The organism is Provencibacterium massiliense (assembly GCF_900169495.1).
Taxonomy (GTDB): Bacteria; Bacillota; Clostridia; order Oscillospirales; family Ruminococcaceae; genus Harryflintia; species Harryflintia acetispora.
Window position 1 is genome coordinate 1545220 of sequence record NZ_FWCH01000012.1, and the last position, 14286, is coordinate 1559505.

Sequence of the window (14286 nt, forward strand, 5' to 3'; positions counted from 1 at the left end):
CGCATAGCGCCCAAACATGCGGATTTTTCTGAACCGGCACTTTCTGCGTCCCCGGCCCATCAACCAACTTGTCATCCGTAAGGAGCTGAAAACGAAGCGATGAATACCCCTCCTCCCCGAAGGCCGCTGCTGCTCGACGGCGCGACCGGGACCAATCTGCTGCAGCAGGGAATGCCCCCCGGCGCCTGCACCGAGACTTGGGTCCTCGATCATCCGTGCGCGCTGCAGGACTTGCAGCGCGCCTACCTCGAAGCGGGCAGCGACCTGCTGCTCGCCCCGACCTTCGGCGCCAACCGGCTGCGGCTGCGCCAGCAGGGGCTGAGCCTCCCGGTGATCGAGCTCAACGAGCGCCTCGTCGCGCTCACCCGCGAGGCGGCGGGCCGCCGCTGCCTGGTCGCGGGCGACATCTCAGCCACCGGCGAGCAGGTCGAGCCCTTCGGGGACCTGCCCTTCCTGGAGCTGGTGGACTGCTTTGCCGAGCAGGCCTTTGCCCTTAAGAGAGCGGGGGTGGACCTAATCGTCTGCGAGACGATGACCAGCCTGACCGAATGCCGCGCCGCCCTGCTCGCCGCGCGGGAGACCGGGCTTCCGGTCTACGTCTCGGTGACGGTGGACGACAGCGGACGCACCCCGCAGGAGGCCGACCCCATGGCCGTGCTGATCACCATGCAGGGGCTGGGCGCGAGCGCCTTCGGAATAAACTGCTCGGACTCCTCGCAGGGGCTCGAGGAACAATTTTTACGTCTGGCGCCCCAGGCGAACATCCCCCTGCTTGCGAAGCCCAGCGCCGGGCTCTCCCCCGACCGCGTGCTCTCCCCGCGGGAGTTCGCCCGCACCATGGAGCGGCTTCTGCTGGCGGGGGTCACCATCGCGGGGGGCTGCTGCCAGACCACCCCCGCGCATATCCGCGAGCTGCGGCGGCTGCTGGACAGCTTCGATTTTTCAGCGGTGCAGATCGAGCGGGACGAACATGAGATCACCGCCGCCTGCGACGCGCAGAGCTTCTCCCTCGAGGAGGAGTTCGAATTTTCCGACGAGCTGCGCTGCTCGCTGGACATGTCGGATGAAATCCTCGAAATCGAGGACCGCGGCGAGGACGTGCTCCTCGTGCGGGTGCATACGGCGGAGGACGCGCACTTCTTCGCCCTCAACGCGCACATGGCCCGCCTGCCGGTCGCCTTCGTCTCGGACAGCGAGGAGGCGCTGGAGATGGCGCTGGTCCTCTACAACGGCCGGGCGATCATCGACTCGATGTCCGATCTGCCGCGCGAGATCCTGGAGCGGCTGGCGATGGGATATGGTGCAACCGTTATCTAAAATGCGCCTCCTTCCGGCAAACCGGAAAGAGGCGCATTCTTTTTCAAAAGCCCCTTGCGGCCTTTTTGGATTGATACCATCTAAATTCTTCCAGTTTTGTAAACCCGGTGTTAACTCATTGTGAATCCCGCGCCGCCGCGCTTGCAATGCCTCAAAACGGCTGTATAATAGGCTTATCGGCAGTTTTATCAAAAGGAGAATCCATATGAAACTAAAGAACTTGCTTGCAGGCGTGGCAGCGGCGGCGCTGCTTCTGGGCAGCGGGACGAGCGCCTTCGCGCTGCAGGATTATCACCAATATCTGCTGGATGACGAGGACATCCCCGAATACCGCTTCGAGACCCACAAACCAAACGCGGTCAGCGCGATCAAGACCATCCCGGGCGGGGAGGTCACAAGGGTGGAGATCAATTCCTCGAACTGCGGGATCGTGGTGGAGAAGGGCAGCGGCAAAAACTTCAAGCTGGATTACGTCGGGGTGGACGATCAGGACCTCTTCGAGGTATCCGCCGCGGTGGACCGCTATGGCAAGCTGACCATTTCGGTGGAGGCGGACGAGGACCTCGACTATGTCAGCGTTCCCAAGGGCTACCAGGTCAACGTGGTCCGCCTGACCATCCCGGACAAGGAGTACCAGAACTTCGCGGTCAACGACGCGGGCGGCGTGGTCTACCTGCCGGACATCAATTCCACCGTGCAGATCTCCTCTGACGAGGGGACGGTGCGGGTGGACGCCGAACAGATGCTGCACAGCCGCCTTTACATCGAGGGCAAGGCCGCGCAGGTGCTGCTCAACGCCGACGGGTTCCTGGATAACGCCGACATTGCGCTGACCGACCACCGCAGCATGATCCGGCTGCGGCTGCGCGAGGCGCCCGAGAATCTCACCATCAACACCAGCGGCTGCATTGGGGATCGGGATTTCCCCGACGGCTACAAGCGCTACCGCACCACCATCGGGGACGGCACGCCGGTGCTCACCCTCTCCAACGAAGGGGAGACCTACATTGCGGAGTACAATTTTTAATTTTTCGGGGAGGGCGCGCCGATGAAACTGAAAAAGCTGATTGCGCCCATTATTATTACGGCGGTGCTAACCCTTTATTTTTTAGGCTTTGTGGCCGCTTGCTTTTTGATCGCCATGCCCTTCTGGATAAAGGCGCTGGGTTGCCTGATCCCGCTGGCGCTGGCCGGCGTTTCCATCTATGTGCTGATCGAGAGAATCCATGAAGTAAGGAGCGGAGAAGAAGATGATCTTAGTCACTACTGAAACCATTTCCGGCAAGGAGCTCGAGATGCTGGGGCTGTGCCGCGGGAGCACCATCCAGTCCAAGAATATCGGCCGGGACATCACCCAGAGCTTCAAAACCCTGGTGGGCGGCGAGCTCAAGGCCTATACGGACATGATGAACGAGGCGAGGGCCCTGGCCACCAAGCGGATGGTCGAGGAAGCCGAGCAGATGGGCGCGGACGCCGTCGTCTGCATGCGCTATGCCTCGGCGGCGGTCATGCAGGGCGCGGCCGAGGTCATCGCCTACGGCACCGCGGTAAAGTTCAAATAATCCCTCTGTCTTTTATAAATGAAACAGCCTGCCGCGGCGCCGCGGCAGGCTGTTCTGTTTAGTTCCCTGTTCACATGGCTCATTCTTTTTCGACTCTGAGCTTCGGCGCACCCATATGGTCGTCCCAGATCCATACCGTATCAAAATCGAAGCCGCTGTAGACAGTGGCGCGCAGGTCAGGGTTGGTCAGCTGCGCAGTTGTATAGCCTCTCGTCCCGGGCGGATTTTTCATATTGTATGCGCTGGCATAGGAGGCGATATTGGTGCTCCAGCAGCAGTTGGCATAAACCGTGCTGTAGCCGGCGGAATCAAATCCGCCGACATAGTGGCAGCTGACCGAGGCCGGGAGGGCGTAACAGTTTGAAATAGTGGAAAATGCAAACGGATTCCCGTTAAAGCCGCCCGCGCTCGCCGTCCTCTTCTGCCCGCCGATGACGACGGTACCGTTGACATAGCAGTCCTCCATCGTGTTGTTGGCCTCGCCTAGCGCATAAGCCACCAGCGGGCCGGTATCCCCGCCGGCCCGCACCGTACCGCCGCGGGAAAAGCAGCGTCGCAGGGAGCTGGCATTGCCTATCTGTCCGATCAGTCCCGCCACATAATCCGAGCCGGGCGCATTGACATTGTAATCCTGTACCCCGAGGTTTTGGATCACCGCCCCGGAGACCAGGCCGAACAGCCCGCTGTATTGCATGGTATTCCCCACCGTGAACCCGGTGATCTTGTATCCGCCGCCGTCGTAGGTCCCCGAAAAGGCTGCATAGCTGTTTCCCCCGATGGGGGTCCAGCTCCCATAGGCGCTGAGGTCAATGTGATTCACTTGCCGGAAGCTGCCGCCCAAATGCCGGTTGACATGCTGCAGCTGCTCGGATGCCCCGACCTGGTAAGGGCTTTTTCCACTCCCATCCCCCGCGTAAAAGGCACCCGCCGTCCCCGCCGGACAGCCGCAGGACGGGCTGGTCTCAAAAGTTTTGACGAGCGTCGCCTCCCGGTCAAATGCTTCCCGCCCCGCTGGGGCGCGCGCCGTCACCTCCAGCGTCCAGGTGCTCGGGCCGCTCACGTCGTAACGCAGCGGCAGATAGACGGTTTGCCGGGCGCTCCCCGCCGTATCCACCTCGGCCGTCACCTCGGGCGCGCCCGACGTTCCCTCCCCCTCGTAGAGTGCGAAGGTGTAACTGCCGGTGCGGGGCGAAGGGGTAAAGGGAATATACACCCCGTAGTCGCAGTCATAGCCCTCCTGGACCCGTACCGCCGCACCCCCGGCCGCGCCGGCCGGCACAGACCAAATCAGCGCTAGCGCCAGGATCGGCGCAAATGCTTTCCTGTTCAATGGTTTCCCTCCCTCATAAATGACCGCCAGATAAGCTTTCTATCGGTCATGCGGGAAGAGAGGGACAGGCACGGAAGTATGTATTCACTTGCAAAATCCGCCAGAAGAGGATATAATTGGGATAAGTTTGAAAAAGGCAAGGGATTTGCTCCGCTTTTCCTGGGAAGGGAGCGGAAGTATGCCAACAAGAAAGCTTATCTCGCGGTCATTTATAAAGCAAACCACCCGTGAAGAACAGCCTGCCGCGGCAGGCTGTTCTTTGTCTTCCCTTCTGTCCACCCTCCCGGGCGAATAAGGATATACGGGGGGATTACTATGAATCCAAGCGAGCTGGCCGCCGCCGTGGCCGCGACCGCCATCACCATCGCCAACAATACCCCGACCGAGGACCTTCTTCTGCTCGGCTCGGTCTTCGTGCAGCTGGGCGAAACGCTGGAGACCATTGCGGTCCAGCGGGAATACCTCAGCCGCAAGTGTGGCGAAAACATGAACAAAAATGAAACAATTTGAATTCTGTTGAAAGGCCGAGGCCTTCCGGCTATAATAAAAGGGAGGGGGCGCATGCCCTCACATCCCATCCGAAAGGCATGAAACGGCTATGATTCCCTATCTGCGCAAAACCAAGATCATCGAATATCTCTCCCAGCATGAGATTGCTTATATTGCGGAAATGACCGAGACGCTGGGCATCTCGGTCTCCACCGTGCGCCGGGACCTCTCCACCCTCGAGCAGGAGGGGTTGATCGTCCAGCTGCGCGGGGGCGCGGCCAAGCTGGCCCGCGCCGAACCGGCACCGGCAGCGGCAGCCTCCCCCGCGGCGGAGGGGAGCGAGCTGGCCCGGCGCGCGGCCGAATTCGTGGAAGAGGGGGATGTGATCTTCCTCGATGCGGGGGCGGACTGCGCCGCCATCCTGCGCTTTCTGGGCGAGAAGCGGGTCACCATCGTCACCGCCAGCCTGGCGGTGGCCCTGGCGGCGGGGAGTGGGCGCTCGTGCATCCTGCTCGGCGGCGAGGTTTCCCCCGCCGCGCGCACGGTGGGCGGGTCGCTGACCGAGCGGATGATCTCCACCTTCTACTTCGACCGGGCCTTTTTGCAGGCCGAGGGCTACCTCCCCGAGGAGGGCGCCTATGTCTGCGACCTGAAGGCGGCGCACCAGAAGGCGCTGGTCAAGTCCCGCAGCCGGCACACCTATCTGCTGGTGCCCCCGGGCTGCGAGGGGCGGCGCGCCTTCTGCCTGGCCGTCACCCCCGAGGACTGCACCGTGATCTGCGAAGCATAGCAAGCGGGCCCGCACAATTGTGCGGGCCTCGGTTTATCAAACCCGCCCACCTATTACAGGGTTCCAAGGGGGCGGCGCCCCCTTGGCGGGGAGTTTGAGGGCGAGAAGCCCTCATTAAGACGTAAAAAGCGCAGGAGGGGTGAATCGGAGCGCCACTGGAGCTCCGGGAGGGGAACCCCCAAGAGGGGGACCCCCTCCCTTTGCGCCAATTGTCAAGTGATTCGTCATCGAAAAGCTACGCGGGCCCGCACTAAGGGCACCCTCATGGGTGCGCCCTTAGTGCGGGCCCGCTGTTTTTCCAAAAATTCCACCGACCAGGTCTGTAAGCCGAGTTCTGTATTTGACGACAATCTATCTTGTTTGCCCGTCGCCGGGCAAATCCAGCCACCTACCCGAGGGCGCGGCGGGCCGCCGCTTTGTGCCCTCTATGCGGTGTTGCTCCGGATAGGGTTTACATGGCCACACAGTCGCCAGTGTGCCGGTGAGCTCTTACCTCGCCTTTCCACCCTTACCGCGCAAAGCGCGCGGCGGTATCTCTCTGTTGCACTGTCCCTGGGGTCGCCCCCGGCTGCCGTTAGCAGCTATCCCGCCCTGCGGAGCTCGGACTTTCCTCACACGCGGCCTTTCGGCGCTGCGCGCGCTGCCATCTGGCCTGCTCGATGGAATACCCCCATTATAACCCATCCGCAGGGAAAGCGCAACCGGGATGCCTCCCAATCCTGCATTGCTTGAATTATTTGCAGGGCAATCCTGCAAAATAACCATCAAAAACCATAAACCTGCGGCCAAACCGCTTGTACAGGATGTGCGGGTCATAAAAATATTCTCGTCCTGCAATTTTTATATTGCAAAATTGCAAATTTCTGCTTATAATAGTATATATACAAAGAATATTAAAGGAGTGGTTCCCATGGCATTCAAAAACTCGTACCTGAAGAAGGTATATGACGACGTCGCCGCAAGAAACAAGGGTGAGACCGAGTTTTTGCAGGCTGTGGGCGAGGTGCTTGAATCCCTCGAGCCGGTCGTCGAGCAGAATCCCGACATCATCAAAACCGGCGTGATCGACCGGATCGTGGAGCCGGAGCGCTTCATCCAGTTCCGGGTCTCCTGGGTGGACGACGCGGGCAACGTGCGGGTCAACCGGGGCTTTCGGGTCCAGTTCAACTCCGCCATCGGCCCGTATAAGGGGGGCTTGCGCCTGCACCCCTCGGTGACCGGGTCGGTCATCAAATTCCTCGGTTTCGAGCAGACCTTTAAAAACTCCCTGACCGGGCTGCCCATGGGCGGCGGCAAGGGCGGCTCCGACTTCGACCCCAAGGGCAAGTCGGACGCGGAGGTCATGCGCTTCTGTCAGAGCTTCATGACCGAGCTGTGTAAACACATCGGCGCCGACACCGACGTGCCCGCCGGGGACATCGGCGTGGGCGCGCGGGAGATCGGATACATGTACGGGCAGTATAAGCGCCTGCGCAACGAGTTCACCGGCGTGCTGACCGGCAAGGGCCTCACCTTCGGCGGCTCCCTCGGGCGCACCCAGGCGACCGGCTACGGGCTGCTCTACCTCACCGAGGAGATGCTCCGGTGCATGAAGAACGACTCGGTGTCCGGCAAGACGGTGGTCATCTCCGGCTCGGGCAACGTCGCCATCTACGCGACCGAAAAGGCCCAGCAGCTGGGCGCCAAGGTGGTCGCGCTCTCCGACTCGGACGGCTACATCCACGACCCCGACGGGATCAAGCTGGATATTGTCAAGGACATCAAGGAGGTCCGCCGCGCGCGGATCAAGGAATATGTGCAGAGCGTGCCCACCGCCACCTACACCGAAGGGTGCACCGGGATCTGGAGCATCCCCTGCGACGTGGCCCTCCCCTGCGCCACCCAGAACGAGCTGGACGGCGCGTCGGCCGACAAGCTGATCCAGGGCGGCGTTACCGCGGTGGCCGAGGGCGCCAACATGCCCTGCACCCCCGAGGCGGTGGAAAAGCTGCAGGCGGCCGGGATCCTCTTCGCGCCCGCCAAGGCGGCCAACGCCGGAGGCGTCGCCGTCAGCGGGCTGGAAATGAGCCAGAACTCGCTGCGCTACGGCTGGACCTTCGAGGAGGTCGATTCCAAGCTGCACGACATCATGCTGGGCATCTTCCACGCCGCCTACGACGCCAGCGAAAAATACGGCAGCTCCGGCAACCTCGTGATGGGCGCCAACATCGCCGGCTTCCTCAAGGTGGCCGAGGCGATGATCGCCCAGGGCGTGGCCTATTAAACCGCTATCTCCTACATTTCCATATCTGATTATCTAAACCACCAGGAAGGGCGGGCACTGCGGTGCCCGCCCTTCCTGGTTTCTGCCTACAAGGCGTTGACGTGGACGGTGCAATGCTTGAGCGCCGGGAACTCCCGCTCGAGCGCGACGTGCACCCCCTCGGCGATGGCGTGCGCCTGGTAGAGGGTCATCGAGCTGTCCGCTCCGATGGCGACGTCGGCATAGAGCCGCGAACCGAAGACCCGGGTGCGCAGCTCATCCAGCGAGAGGACCCCCGGCTGCGCGAGGATAGCGGCGCGCATGCGCGCTGCAATCTCCTCATCGCAGGCGCGGTCGGTCAGCCTGCCGACCGAATCCCGGGCGATCCCGAAGGCCGCGCGCAGGATAAAGAGCGCGATCACCGCCGCGGCCAGCGGATCGAGCAGCGGGAACCCCAGGCGCGCGCCGAAAATCCCAAGGAAGCTGCCCACCGAGGAGAGCGCGTCCGAGCGGTGGTGCCAGGCGTCGGCCATCAGCGCGTCCGAGCCGGTCTTCTGAGCGGCGCGCTTGGTGTAGCGGTACATCCACTCCTTGACCCCGATCGAGAGCGCCGCCGCCCAGAGCGCCAAAGCCCCCGGCACCTGCAGCGCGCCGGGATTCAGGACATGGCGCACCCCCTGCACGCCGATCAACAGACCCGTGAGCGCGAGCATCCCCGCGAGCAGGAGCGCCGCGACGCTCTCCAGCCGCTCATGCCCATAGGGGTGGTCCCAATCCGGTTCCTTCCCCGCCAGGCGCACCCCCACCATCACCACCAGGGTGCTCAGCACGTCCGACGCGGAGTGGACCGCGTCCGACAGCATGGCCCCCGAATGGGCCAGGAGCCCCGCCATAAACTTCAGCGCCGATAGCAGCAGGTTGACCCCGATGCTCACCCGGGATACTCGGAGCGCCACGCGCTCGTCACACTTTTTCATTTTTCGTCCTCCCCGCTTCCCTGCCGGAGGGCGAGAGAGGCACACCCGCAAACGCGGATGTGCCTCTCTCGCCCGCTGTGGCAGGGGTCTTTCCCCATCCTATGCGCGAGGAGGGGAGAAGGTTCAGCAGCCGGTGGCCGAGGTGTAGCTGCGGTCGAACGTGACGACGGTATAGTAGTAGCCGGGATCGAGCTCCTCCACCGCCTGCTGGATCTGCTCGCCGAGCTGATGGTCGCTTTGGCGAAAGCCCACGGGCACCACCACATCGAAGATCAGGTTGGTGTGGGTTTCGCCGAAGACCACCCGAAAGTCGTGCATCGAGAGGGCGGGGTCGATCGCGCGCAGCTTGCCGCGCACGAATTCGCGCAGCTCGTTGATCGCCGGGTCGTCGGTCACCACCGGGTCGAGGTGGATGACCAGGTGGATCCCCATCTGTGCGAGCACCTCGCGCTCGATGTTGTCGATCACGTCGTGGCTTTTGAGGATATCCTCCTTGGCCGACACCTCGGCGTGCACGCTGGCGTACCAGTTGCCCGGCCCGTAGGAGTGGACCACCAGGTCGTGCACCCCCAGCACCTCGTCATAGGAGGTGATCTTTTTCTCCAGCGCCTGCACCATCCCGGGGTCGGGCGCCTGGCCGAGCAGGGGGCTGACCGTCTCGCGCGCCAGCCCCAGGCCGGAATAGAGGATGAAGAGCGCCACCGCGACGCCCATGTAGCCGTCGATCTGCAGGCCGGTGAACTTGGCGAGCGCCGCGGCGAGCAGGACCACCGAGGTGGTGATCACGTCGTTGAAGCTGTCCTGCGCGGTCGCCAGCAGCGCGGCGGAATCGATCCGCTTCCCGACCCGGCGGTTGAAGAGGCCCATCCAGGCCTTGAGCAAAATCGAAAGCAAAAGCAAAAAAAGGGCCAGCGCGCTGATGGTCACCGGCTCGGGGTGCAGGATCTTTAAAAAGGAGGAGCGCAAGAACTCCACCCCCAGCAGCAGGATCATGAAGGAGACGATCAGCCCGCCGATGTACTCGGCGCGCGCGTGCCCGAAGGGATGGCCCTCGTCCGCCGGGCGCCCCGAAATCCGGAAGCCGATCAGGGTGACCACCGACGAGCCCGCGTCCGAGAGGTTGTTCACCGAGTCGGCCATGATGCTCACGCTGCCCGAGACGGTGCCGATCAGGAACTTACAGAGAAACAGCACCGCGTTGCAGCAGATGCCGACCAGCGAGGAGAGCAGCCCATACCGCCCGCGCACCTTGGGGTCGCCCAGCTGCCCGCTGTCCTTGATGAAATGCCGTATCAAAAACTCCGTCATCCATTTGTCCTCCCTCAAAAACACAGCAGACAGGAGCGCCCCTGCCTGCTGCCCGCCCAAGAGACGGGGTTGGTATATCCCACTTATCGAAGCTGCACCAGGTTGCACAAAATCTGCCCGTTTTGAATCTCGATCACCGCGTACCCCCGGGACGTGCCCCGCGGATGGGAGAGGCTGCCGGGGTTTAAGAGATGGAGCCCCTCGTCATAGCGGTAGTACTGGCAATGCGTATGCCCGAAGAGCACGATAGCCGCGCCGAGGCGGCGGGCGTTCTGCTCGAGCTCCTCCACCGAATATTTTACCCCGAAGCCGTGCCCGTGGGTGACGAAAATCTTGACCCCTCCCGCATCGATCAAATCCACCTGCGGGTCGCTGGAATATAAATCGCAGTTGCCGCAGACCGCGCGCAGCGGCAGCTCGGGATAGAGCGAGCGGATGTCGTCGAGCTCCCGCTCCCCATCGCCGGTATGAATAAACAGGTCGGTGCTGTCCATCTGCTGCTCGATCAGCTCGCGCAGGCCCATGAAGTCACGGTGGGTATCCCCCACTGCCACAATTCTCATACTGATTTCATCCTTTGCTTTCGCGTCATACATACCTATAATTTATCATAAAATGTAGGGAAATAAAAGGTTTTTCACAAATTAACTCCCGGCGGCATAGCATGGTGTAAGAAGCCGGTGGAAAGGAGTTTTTTGTGATGAATCAGAATAATCGGGGGCCGTCAGGCGGCCCAAATATGTCCCAGCAGGCCATGAACAGCCTCTTGGGTATGGCCGGGCAGAAGCTGGGGAAAAATCCCCAGCAGCTTCGCCAGCAGATCGAGGGGGGCCAGGTCAAGGACCTGCTCGGGAACCTCGATCCGCAGAAGGCCGCCCAGGTCAACCAGCTGCTGAACAATCCCCAGCAGCTCGAACAGTTCCTCAATTCCCCCCAGGTCAAGGGACTGCTCGGAAAACTCATGCAGAAATAACAGACTAAAAACGGAAGGCGGGTGCGCGCATGGAAGATATGGCTTCGGCCCTCGGTTCTCTTCTGAACAACCCCCAGACCATGCAGCAGATCATGAACCTGGCAAACCAGCTGGGACTGGGGGGAGACGGCGCCGCCCCTGCGGCGGACGCACAGCCGCCCGCCGCACCGCCTCCCGCACAACCCGCGCAGCCCCAGGCACAGCCCGCTCCCCCTTTGCAAAACCTGTTTACCCCGCCGCCCGCCCAGCCCGCGGCGCCCAGCGCGGCCGCCAACCTCTTGGGCAGCCTGGATGTAAACACCATTGCAAAGGTCTCGCAGATTTTGCAGGGGCTCAATACCCGGGACTCCAACGTTGAGCTGCTGCTCGCGCTCAAGCCCCATTTCGGGGAGAAGCGGCAGAAAAAAGTGGACGACGCGATCCGGATCATGCAGCTGGTCAAGATGCTCCCCCTGCTCAAGGAGACCGGCATCTTCGGCAATCTGTTTGGTGGTGATGATGGCTGATGGCCGATTGGAAAGGTGTGAGTTATACCGAAAAGGATCTTCTCAACATGCAGCAGGAGGCGATCCGCCGGGTGCGCCAGATGCAGCAGCGCTCCCGCCAGACGGTGCAGCAGGCCAACGCCGTGATCTCGCCGCCCATGCAGGACACCATACATATCCCGGTGCAGGGCCCCACCCAGGGCCCGGGCAACGCCACCCCAAACGCACCGGGCCCGCAGGCGGCCGGCGCGAACCATCCGTCGGGCGGCGGCGCGCATAGCGGGACCGCGGGCACACAGAGCGGCGGCACGGTCTCCTCCCTTCTCAGCCAGCTGACGGGGAACCTGGGAATCCACCTGCCCCAGTTCGGGCAGGGCGAAGGGAAGGGCCTCGGGAACGTCATCTCGAACTTTGTCGGGGAGGACTCCCCCATCGGGAAGGTGCTCGACGCTTTAAACATCGACAACGAGCGGCTGCTGCTCATCGGGCTGCTGCTGCTGTTGATGAACGAAAAGGCGGATTTTACGCTGCTGGTCGCCCTGTTCTACCTGTTGCTATAATTGTAATGGCCACCGGCATAGCCGGTGGCCATTCATTTGCCCGGAGCGCCGTCAATAAAAAATTGCCGCCTTCTCCTTGACCTGTCCCCAACAATATCCTATACTGAAGGTAGGAAATATCCGTCATGCAAACAGGAAAGGACGGCGGTCATATGAAAAACTATGTGATCACAGTCGCGCGGGAATACGGCAGCGGCGGCAAGACCATCGGCAAGATGCTCTCCGAGGAGCTGGGGATCAAGTTCTACAACGACGAGCTGCTCCGCCTCGCCTCGGACGAGAGCGGGATCAACGAGGCGCTCTTCGCCAAGGCGGACGAGAACCTGAAAAAGCCCCTGATCCTCAAGGCGCCCAAAAGCGTGCACACCGGGGAGGTCATCCCCCCGGAGAGCGACGATTTCACGAGCGATCAGAACCTCTTTAATTATCTGTGCAAGGTGATCCGCCAGCTCGCGGACACCGAGAGCTGCGTCATCGTGGGGCGGTGCGCGGATTACATCCTGCGCGACTACCCGAACGTGCTGCGCCTGTACGTGCACGCGCCGTTCGATTACTGCGTGAAAAAGACGATGGAGGTACACCCCAACTTCGACGAGGAGGAGGCCAAGCGCTTTATCCGCAAGACCGACAAGCGCCGCGGGGACTATTACCGCTATTTCACCGGCAACAGCTGGCGGGACGCGGACAACTACGACCTGTGCCTCAATTCCAGCGACCTGGGGTGGGACAAGTGCGTGGCGCTGACCAAGGCCTATCTCGAAATCAAGCTGGGGATTTCTCTTTAATTGTCATCCGAGGCCGCCGCGCGGCAGTGTCGGGGCGGCCGGTGGCCGAGGATTTCCTCGGCTGTACACCGGGAGTTTCGTTTGTGGGGCTGTCCGCCTCACGCCCCGAGTAACCTTTTCGACGTAGAAGAAGATTAAGCCCTTTTCAAAGAAAAGGGCTCTGAAAAGACGAAAAAGAGGGGGAAGTATCCCCCTCTTTTTATGTTCCCCCTCACGCACTGCTCAAAGCTGACTGCGCCGCCGGACACAGCAGAACGCGAAGCCAAGCAGCTGCAAACCGGGTTGCAGCTCGGCCCGCAAAAGAAATGCCAACCACACCAGGTGAATCATCTTTGAGGCGGCACATATTCAAGAACGTCCTGGACTTTGCAGCTTAGCGTATGGCATATCCGGGCCAGCACCACCAAATCCACGCGCTGCAACTCGCCCTTGCAATAGGTGTTTAGCTGCGTGCGCTGCATTTCAGAAAAGTGGGACACCTTGTTTTTGCTTAGGCCGCTTTCCCGGATGACCTTTTCCAGTTTTATTTTTATATATCCATATTCCCTGTCCTGCAAGACTCCCACCTCCCCTTATGTAGATTAATAGTACCCTATTTTTTTAAGCAAGGGCTCTTTTGCACTAAGACTGCACTAACAAAATTTACTTTTATAGAGCGCCTGCGCGGGAAAGGGCACCATCGTTGTAGTGATCAGTTGCCTGCGCGGGCAAAAAGCCGCCCCCGACATACGTCGGGGGCGGCTTCGCATTTCGCGGCGTGCGAAAACGTGTATAGTCCGCGCGTGGTCGCGCGTGGGGTGGTCAAGGAGGGGTACCCCCTCCTTTGTTTGCTTTCTTTCCCCCTTTCTTTTCAAACAAAAGAAAGGGGTCGTCGTACGGGGGCGAAACCCCGCTAAATCCTACACTCCAGCTGGCAGTCGCAAGGCTCCTTTTCAGCCAGCCTCTGATTGACCTCCCCGGCGGGAACGCAGCCCATCGCCCGGTAAAAGGCCATGCTCTCCACTGCCGAGTGGGCCGAAATATAGAGATACTGCCCGCCCATCTCCCGCGCGCGATCGGCACAGCGCAAAAAGAGCCTGCGCCCGATACCCCTGCCGCGGTAAGGATAAGAGGTGTAGAGCTCGGCGAGGATGCGGTACTGCCCCCGGCTGCCCGCAGGCGCCCCCTCCAGCAGCGCGAAGCCGGCCACCGTCTCCCCGTCGTAGGCGGCGTAGAGCGCGCCGCCAGCTTGCAGCGTGGGCAGGAGCGTGTTTTTCACCAGTTCGTCCTTCTCCTCCCCGCTCCAGTGCTCGGTGAAGGGGCAATCCACAATTCTCTGCTCCCCGCCGACGGTGCGCCAGACCCTGGTGACCTGCTGGTAGCGCTCGAAACTTTGCAGCAGGCCCGGTACGCAGTCGCGCACGCCGAGGGAGCGGATCACAATTTCTCCCATGCTGTCTCCTTTAAAAAAGGCGGGCCGCAGCCCGCC

At 61.6% G+C, this 14286-nt stretch carries 17 protein-coding genes and 1 other RNA gene; 11 read left to right on the plus strand and 7 right to left on the minus strand.

What is annotated here, in order from left to right:
* Window positions 1–99 precede the first annotated feature (99 nt).
* From B5477_RS12455 to B5477_RS12470, 4 genes are all read left to right on the plus strand, one after another.
* Entirely contained in the window at window positions 100–1317 is a 1218-nt protein-coding gene (locus B5477_RS12455; protein ID WP_079699985.1) for a homocysteine S-methyltransferase family protein, read from the plus strand.
* Between the two features lie 205 nt (window positions 1318–1522).
* Window positions 1523–2344, plus strand: coding sequence for a hypothetical protein (locus B5477_RS12460; RefSeq protein ID WP_079699986.1), 822 nt, complete (start codon window positions 1523–1525; stop codon window positions 2342–2344).
* Between the two features lie 21 nt (window positions 2345–2365).
* Entirely contained in the window at window positions 2366–2587 is a 222-nt protein-coding gene (locus B5477_RS12465) for a hypothetical protein (protein WP_079699987.1), read from the plus strand.
* Window positions 2568–2879, plus strand: a complete 312-nt coding sequence (locus B5477_RS12470) for a YbjQ family protein (protein WP_079699988.1) — start codon at window positions 2568–2570, stop codon at window positions 2877–2879. The genes B5477_RS12465 and B5477_RS12470 overlap by 20 nt, the downstream gene beginning before the upstream one ends.
* Before the next feature lie 79 nt (window positions 2880–2958).
* On the opposite strand, the gene B5477_RS12475 is transcribed toward B5477_RS12470, so the two are convergent.
* A complete protein-coding gene (locus B5477_RS12475; RefSeq protein WP_079699989.1) occupies window positions 2959–4209 on the minus strand; it encodes a hypothetical protein in 1251 nt (416 codons plus the stop codon).
* Window positions 4210–4524: 315 nt separating this feature from the next.
* On the opposite strand from B5477_RS12475, the gene B5477_RS12480 reads away from it, so the two are divergent.
* Both B5477_RS12480 and B5477_RS12485 read left to right on the plus strand, forming a co-directional pair.
* A complete protein-coding gene (locus B5477_RS12480) occupies window positions 4525–4719 on the plus strand; it encodes a DUF6774 domain-containing protein (protein ID WP_079699990.1) in 195 nt (64 codons plus the stop codon).
* 88 nt (window positions 4720–4807) lie between these two features.
* Window positions 4808–5488, plus strand: a complete 681-nt coding sequence (locus B5477_RS12485; protein WP_079699991.1) for a DeoR/GlpR family DNA-binding transcription regulator — start codon at window positions 4808–4810, stop codon at window positions 5486–5488.
* Between the two features lie 307 nt (window positions 5489–5795).
* Here the strand turns inward: B5477_RS12485 and rnpB are convergent.
* Window positions 5796–6147, minus strand: an RNA gene (gene rnpB / locus B5477_RS12490) — RNase P RNA component class A.
* 251 nt (window positions 6148–6398) lie between these two features.
* Between rnpB and gdhA the strand changes: the two genes are divergently transcribed.
* Entirely contained in the window at window positions 6399–7751 is a 1353-nt protein-coding gene (gdhA, locus tag B5477_RS12495) for an NADP-specific glutamate dehydrogenase (RefSeq protein WP_079699992.1), read from the plus strand.
* A gap of 86 nt (window positions 7752–7837) precedes the next feature.
* Here gdhA and B5477_RS12500 read toward each other — a convergent pair whose 3' ends face one another.
* The 3 genes from B5477_RS12500 to B5477_RS12510 form a co-directional block, all read right to left on the minus strand.
* Window positions 7838–8707, minus strand: a complete 870-nt coding sequence (locus tag B5477_RS12500) for a cation diffusion facilitator family transporter (RefSeq protein ID WP_079699993.1) — start codon at window positions 8705–8707, stop codon at window positions 7838–7840.
* 123 nt (window positions 8708–8830) lie between these two features.
* Window positions 8831–10015, minus strand: coding sequence for a cation diffusion facilitator family transporter (locus tag B5477_RS12505; protein WP_079699994.1), 1185 nt, complete (start codon window positions 10013–10015; stop codon window positions 8831–8833).
* A gap of 83 nt (window positions 10016–10098) precedes the next feature.
* Window positions 10099–10578 (minus strand): metallophosphoesterase family protein, encoded by a 480-nt coding sequence (locus B5477_RS12510; protein WP_159449045.1) that lies wholly within the window; start codon window positions 10576–10578, stop codon window positions 10099–10101.
* A gap of 176 nt (window positions 10579–10754) precedes the next feature.
* Here B5477_RS12510 and B5477_RS12515 point away from each other — a divergent pair, with 176 nt between their 5' ends.
* The 4 genes from B5477_RS12515 to B5477_RS12530 all read left to right on the plus strand — a co-directional run bounded on the left by B5477_RS12515 (window position 10755) and on the right by B5477_RS12530 (window position 12818).
* On the plus strand, window positions 10755–10988 hold the full coding sequence (locus tag B5477_RS12515) for a hypothetical protein (RefSeq protein ID WP_079699996.1): 234 nt from the start codon (window positions 10755–10757) through the stop codon (window positions 10986–10988).
* A gap of 29 nt (window positions 10989–11017) precedes the next feature.
* On the plus strand, window positions 11018–11494 hold the full coding sequence (locus tag B5477_RS15230; RefSeq protein WP_079699997.1) for a hypothetical protein: 477 nt from the start codon (window positions 11018–11020) through the stop codon (window positions 11492–11494).
* Window positions 11494–12033, plus strand: coding sequence for a hypothetical protein (locus B5477_RS12525; RefSeq protein WP_143533596.1), 540 nt, complete (start codon window positions 11494–11496; stop codon window positions 12031–12033). Before B5477_RS15230 ends, B5477_RS12525 begins: the two co-directional genes overlap by 1 nt.
* Window positions 12034–12185: 152 nt before the next feature.
* Entirely contained in the window at window positions 12186–12818 is a 633-nt protein-coding gene (locus tag B5477_RS12530; RefSeq protein ID WP_079699999.1) for a cytidylate kinase-like family protein, read from the plus strand.
* Between the two features lie 326 nt (window positions 12819–13144).
* Here B5477_RS12530 and B5477_RS12535 read toward each other — a convergent pair whose 3' ends face one another.
* Both B5477_RS12535 and B5477_RS12540 read right to left on the minus strand, forming a co-directional pair.
* Window positions 13145–13375 carry a helix-turn-helix domain-containing protein gene (locus B5477_RS12535; RefSeq protein ID WP_079700000.1) on the minus strand — a complete coding sequence of 77 codons (231 nt, stop codon included), beginning with the start codon at window positions 13373–13375 and terminating at the stop codon, window positions 13145–13147.
* A gap of 335 nt (window positions 13376–13710) precedes the next feature.
* Window positions 13711–14250 carry a GNAT family N-acetyltransferase gene (locus tag B5477_RS12540; RefSeq protein ID WP_159449046.1) on the minus strand — a complete coding sequence of 180 codons (540 nt, stop codon included), beginning with the start codon at window positions 14248–14250 and terminating at the stop codon, window positions 13711–13713.
* Window positions 14251–14286: the final 36 nt, after the last annotated feature.

Coding starts and splice junctions, on each gene's coding strand:
- B5477_RS12455 (WP_079699985.1), top strand. CDS start 100: ATGAATACCCCTCCTCCCCGAAGGCCGCTGCTGCTCGACGGCGCGACC.
- B5477_RS12460 (WP_079699986.1), top strand. CDS start 1,523: ATGAAACTAAAGAACTTGCTTGCAGGCGTGGCAGCGGCGGCGCTGCTT.
- B5477_RS12465 (WP_079699987.1), top strand. CDS start 2,366: ATGAAACTGAAAAAGCTGATTGCGCCCATTATTATTACGGCGGTGCTA.
- B5477_RS12470 (WP_079699988.1), top strand. CDS start 2,568: ATGATCTTAGTCACTACTGAAACCATTTCCGGCAAGGAGCTCGAGATG.
- B5477_RS12480 (WP_079699990.1), top strand. CDS start 4,525: ATGAATCCAAGCGAGCTGGCCGCCGCCGTGGCCGCGACCGCCATCACC.
- B5477_RS12485 (WP_079699991.1), top strand. CDS start 4,808: ATGATTCCCTATCTGCGCAAAACCAAGATCATCGAATATCTCTCCCAG.
- gdhA (WP_079699992.1), top strand. CDS start 6,399: ATGGCATTCAAAAACTCGTACCTGAAGAAGGTATATGACGACGTCGCC.
- B5477_RS12500 (WP_079699993.1), bottom strand. CDS start 8,707: ATGAAAAAGTGTGACGAGCGCGTGGCGCTCCGAGTATCCCGGGTGAGC.
- B5477_RS12505 (WP_079699994.1), bottom strand. CDS start 10,015: ATGACGGAGTTTTTGATACGGCATTTCATCAAGGACAGCGGGCAGCTG.
- B5477_RS12510 (WP_159449045.1), bottom strand. CDS start 10,578: ATGAGAATTGTGGCAGTGGGGGATACCCACCGTGACTTCATGGGCCTG.
- B5477_RS12515 (WP_079699996.1), top strand. CDS start 10,755: ATGTCCCAGCAGGCCATGAACAGCCTCTTGGGTATGGCCGGGCAGAAG.
- B5477_RS15230 (WP_079699997.1), top strand. CDS start 11,018: ATGGAAGATATGGCTTCGGCCCTCGGTTCTCTTCTGAACAACCCCCAG.
- B5477_RS12525 (WP_143533596.1), top strand. CDS start 11,494: ATGGCCGATTGGAAAGGTGTGAGTTATACCGAAAAGGATCTTCTCAAC.
- B5477_RS12530 (WP_079699999.1), top strand. CDS start 12,186: ATGAAAAACTATGTGATCACAGTCGCGCGGGAATACGGCAGCGGCGGC.
- B5477_RS12540 (WP_159449046.1), bottom strand. CDS start 14,250: ATGGGAGAAATTGTGATCCGCTCCCTCGGCGTGCGCGACTGCGTACCG.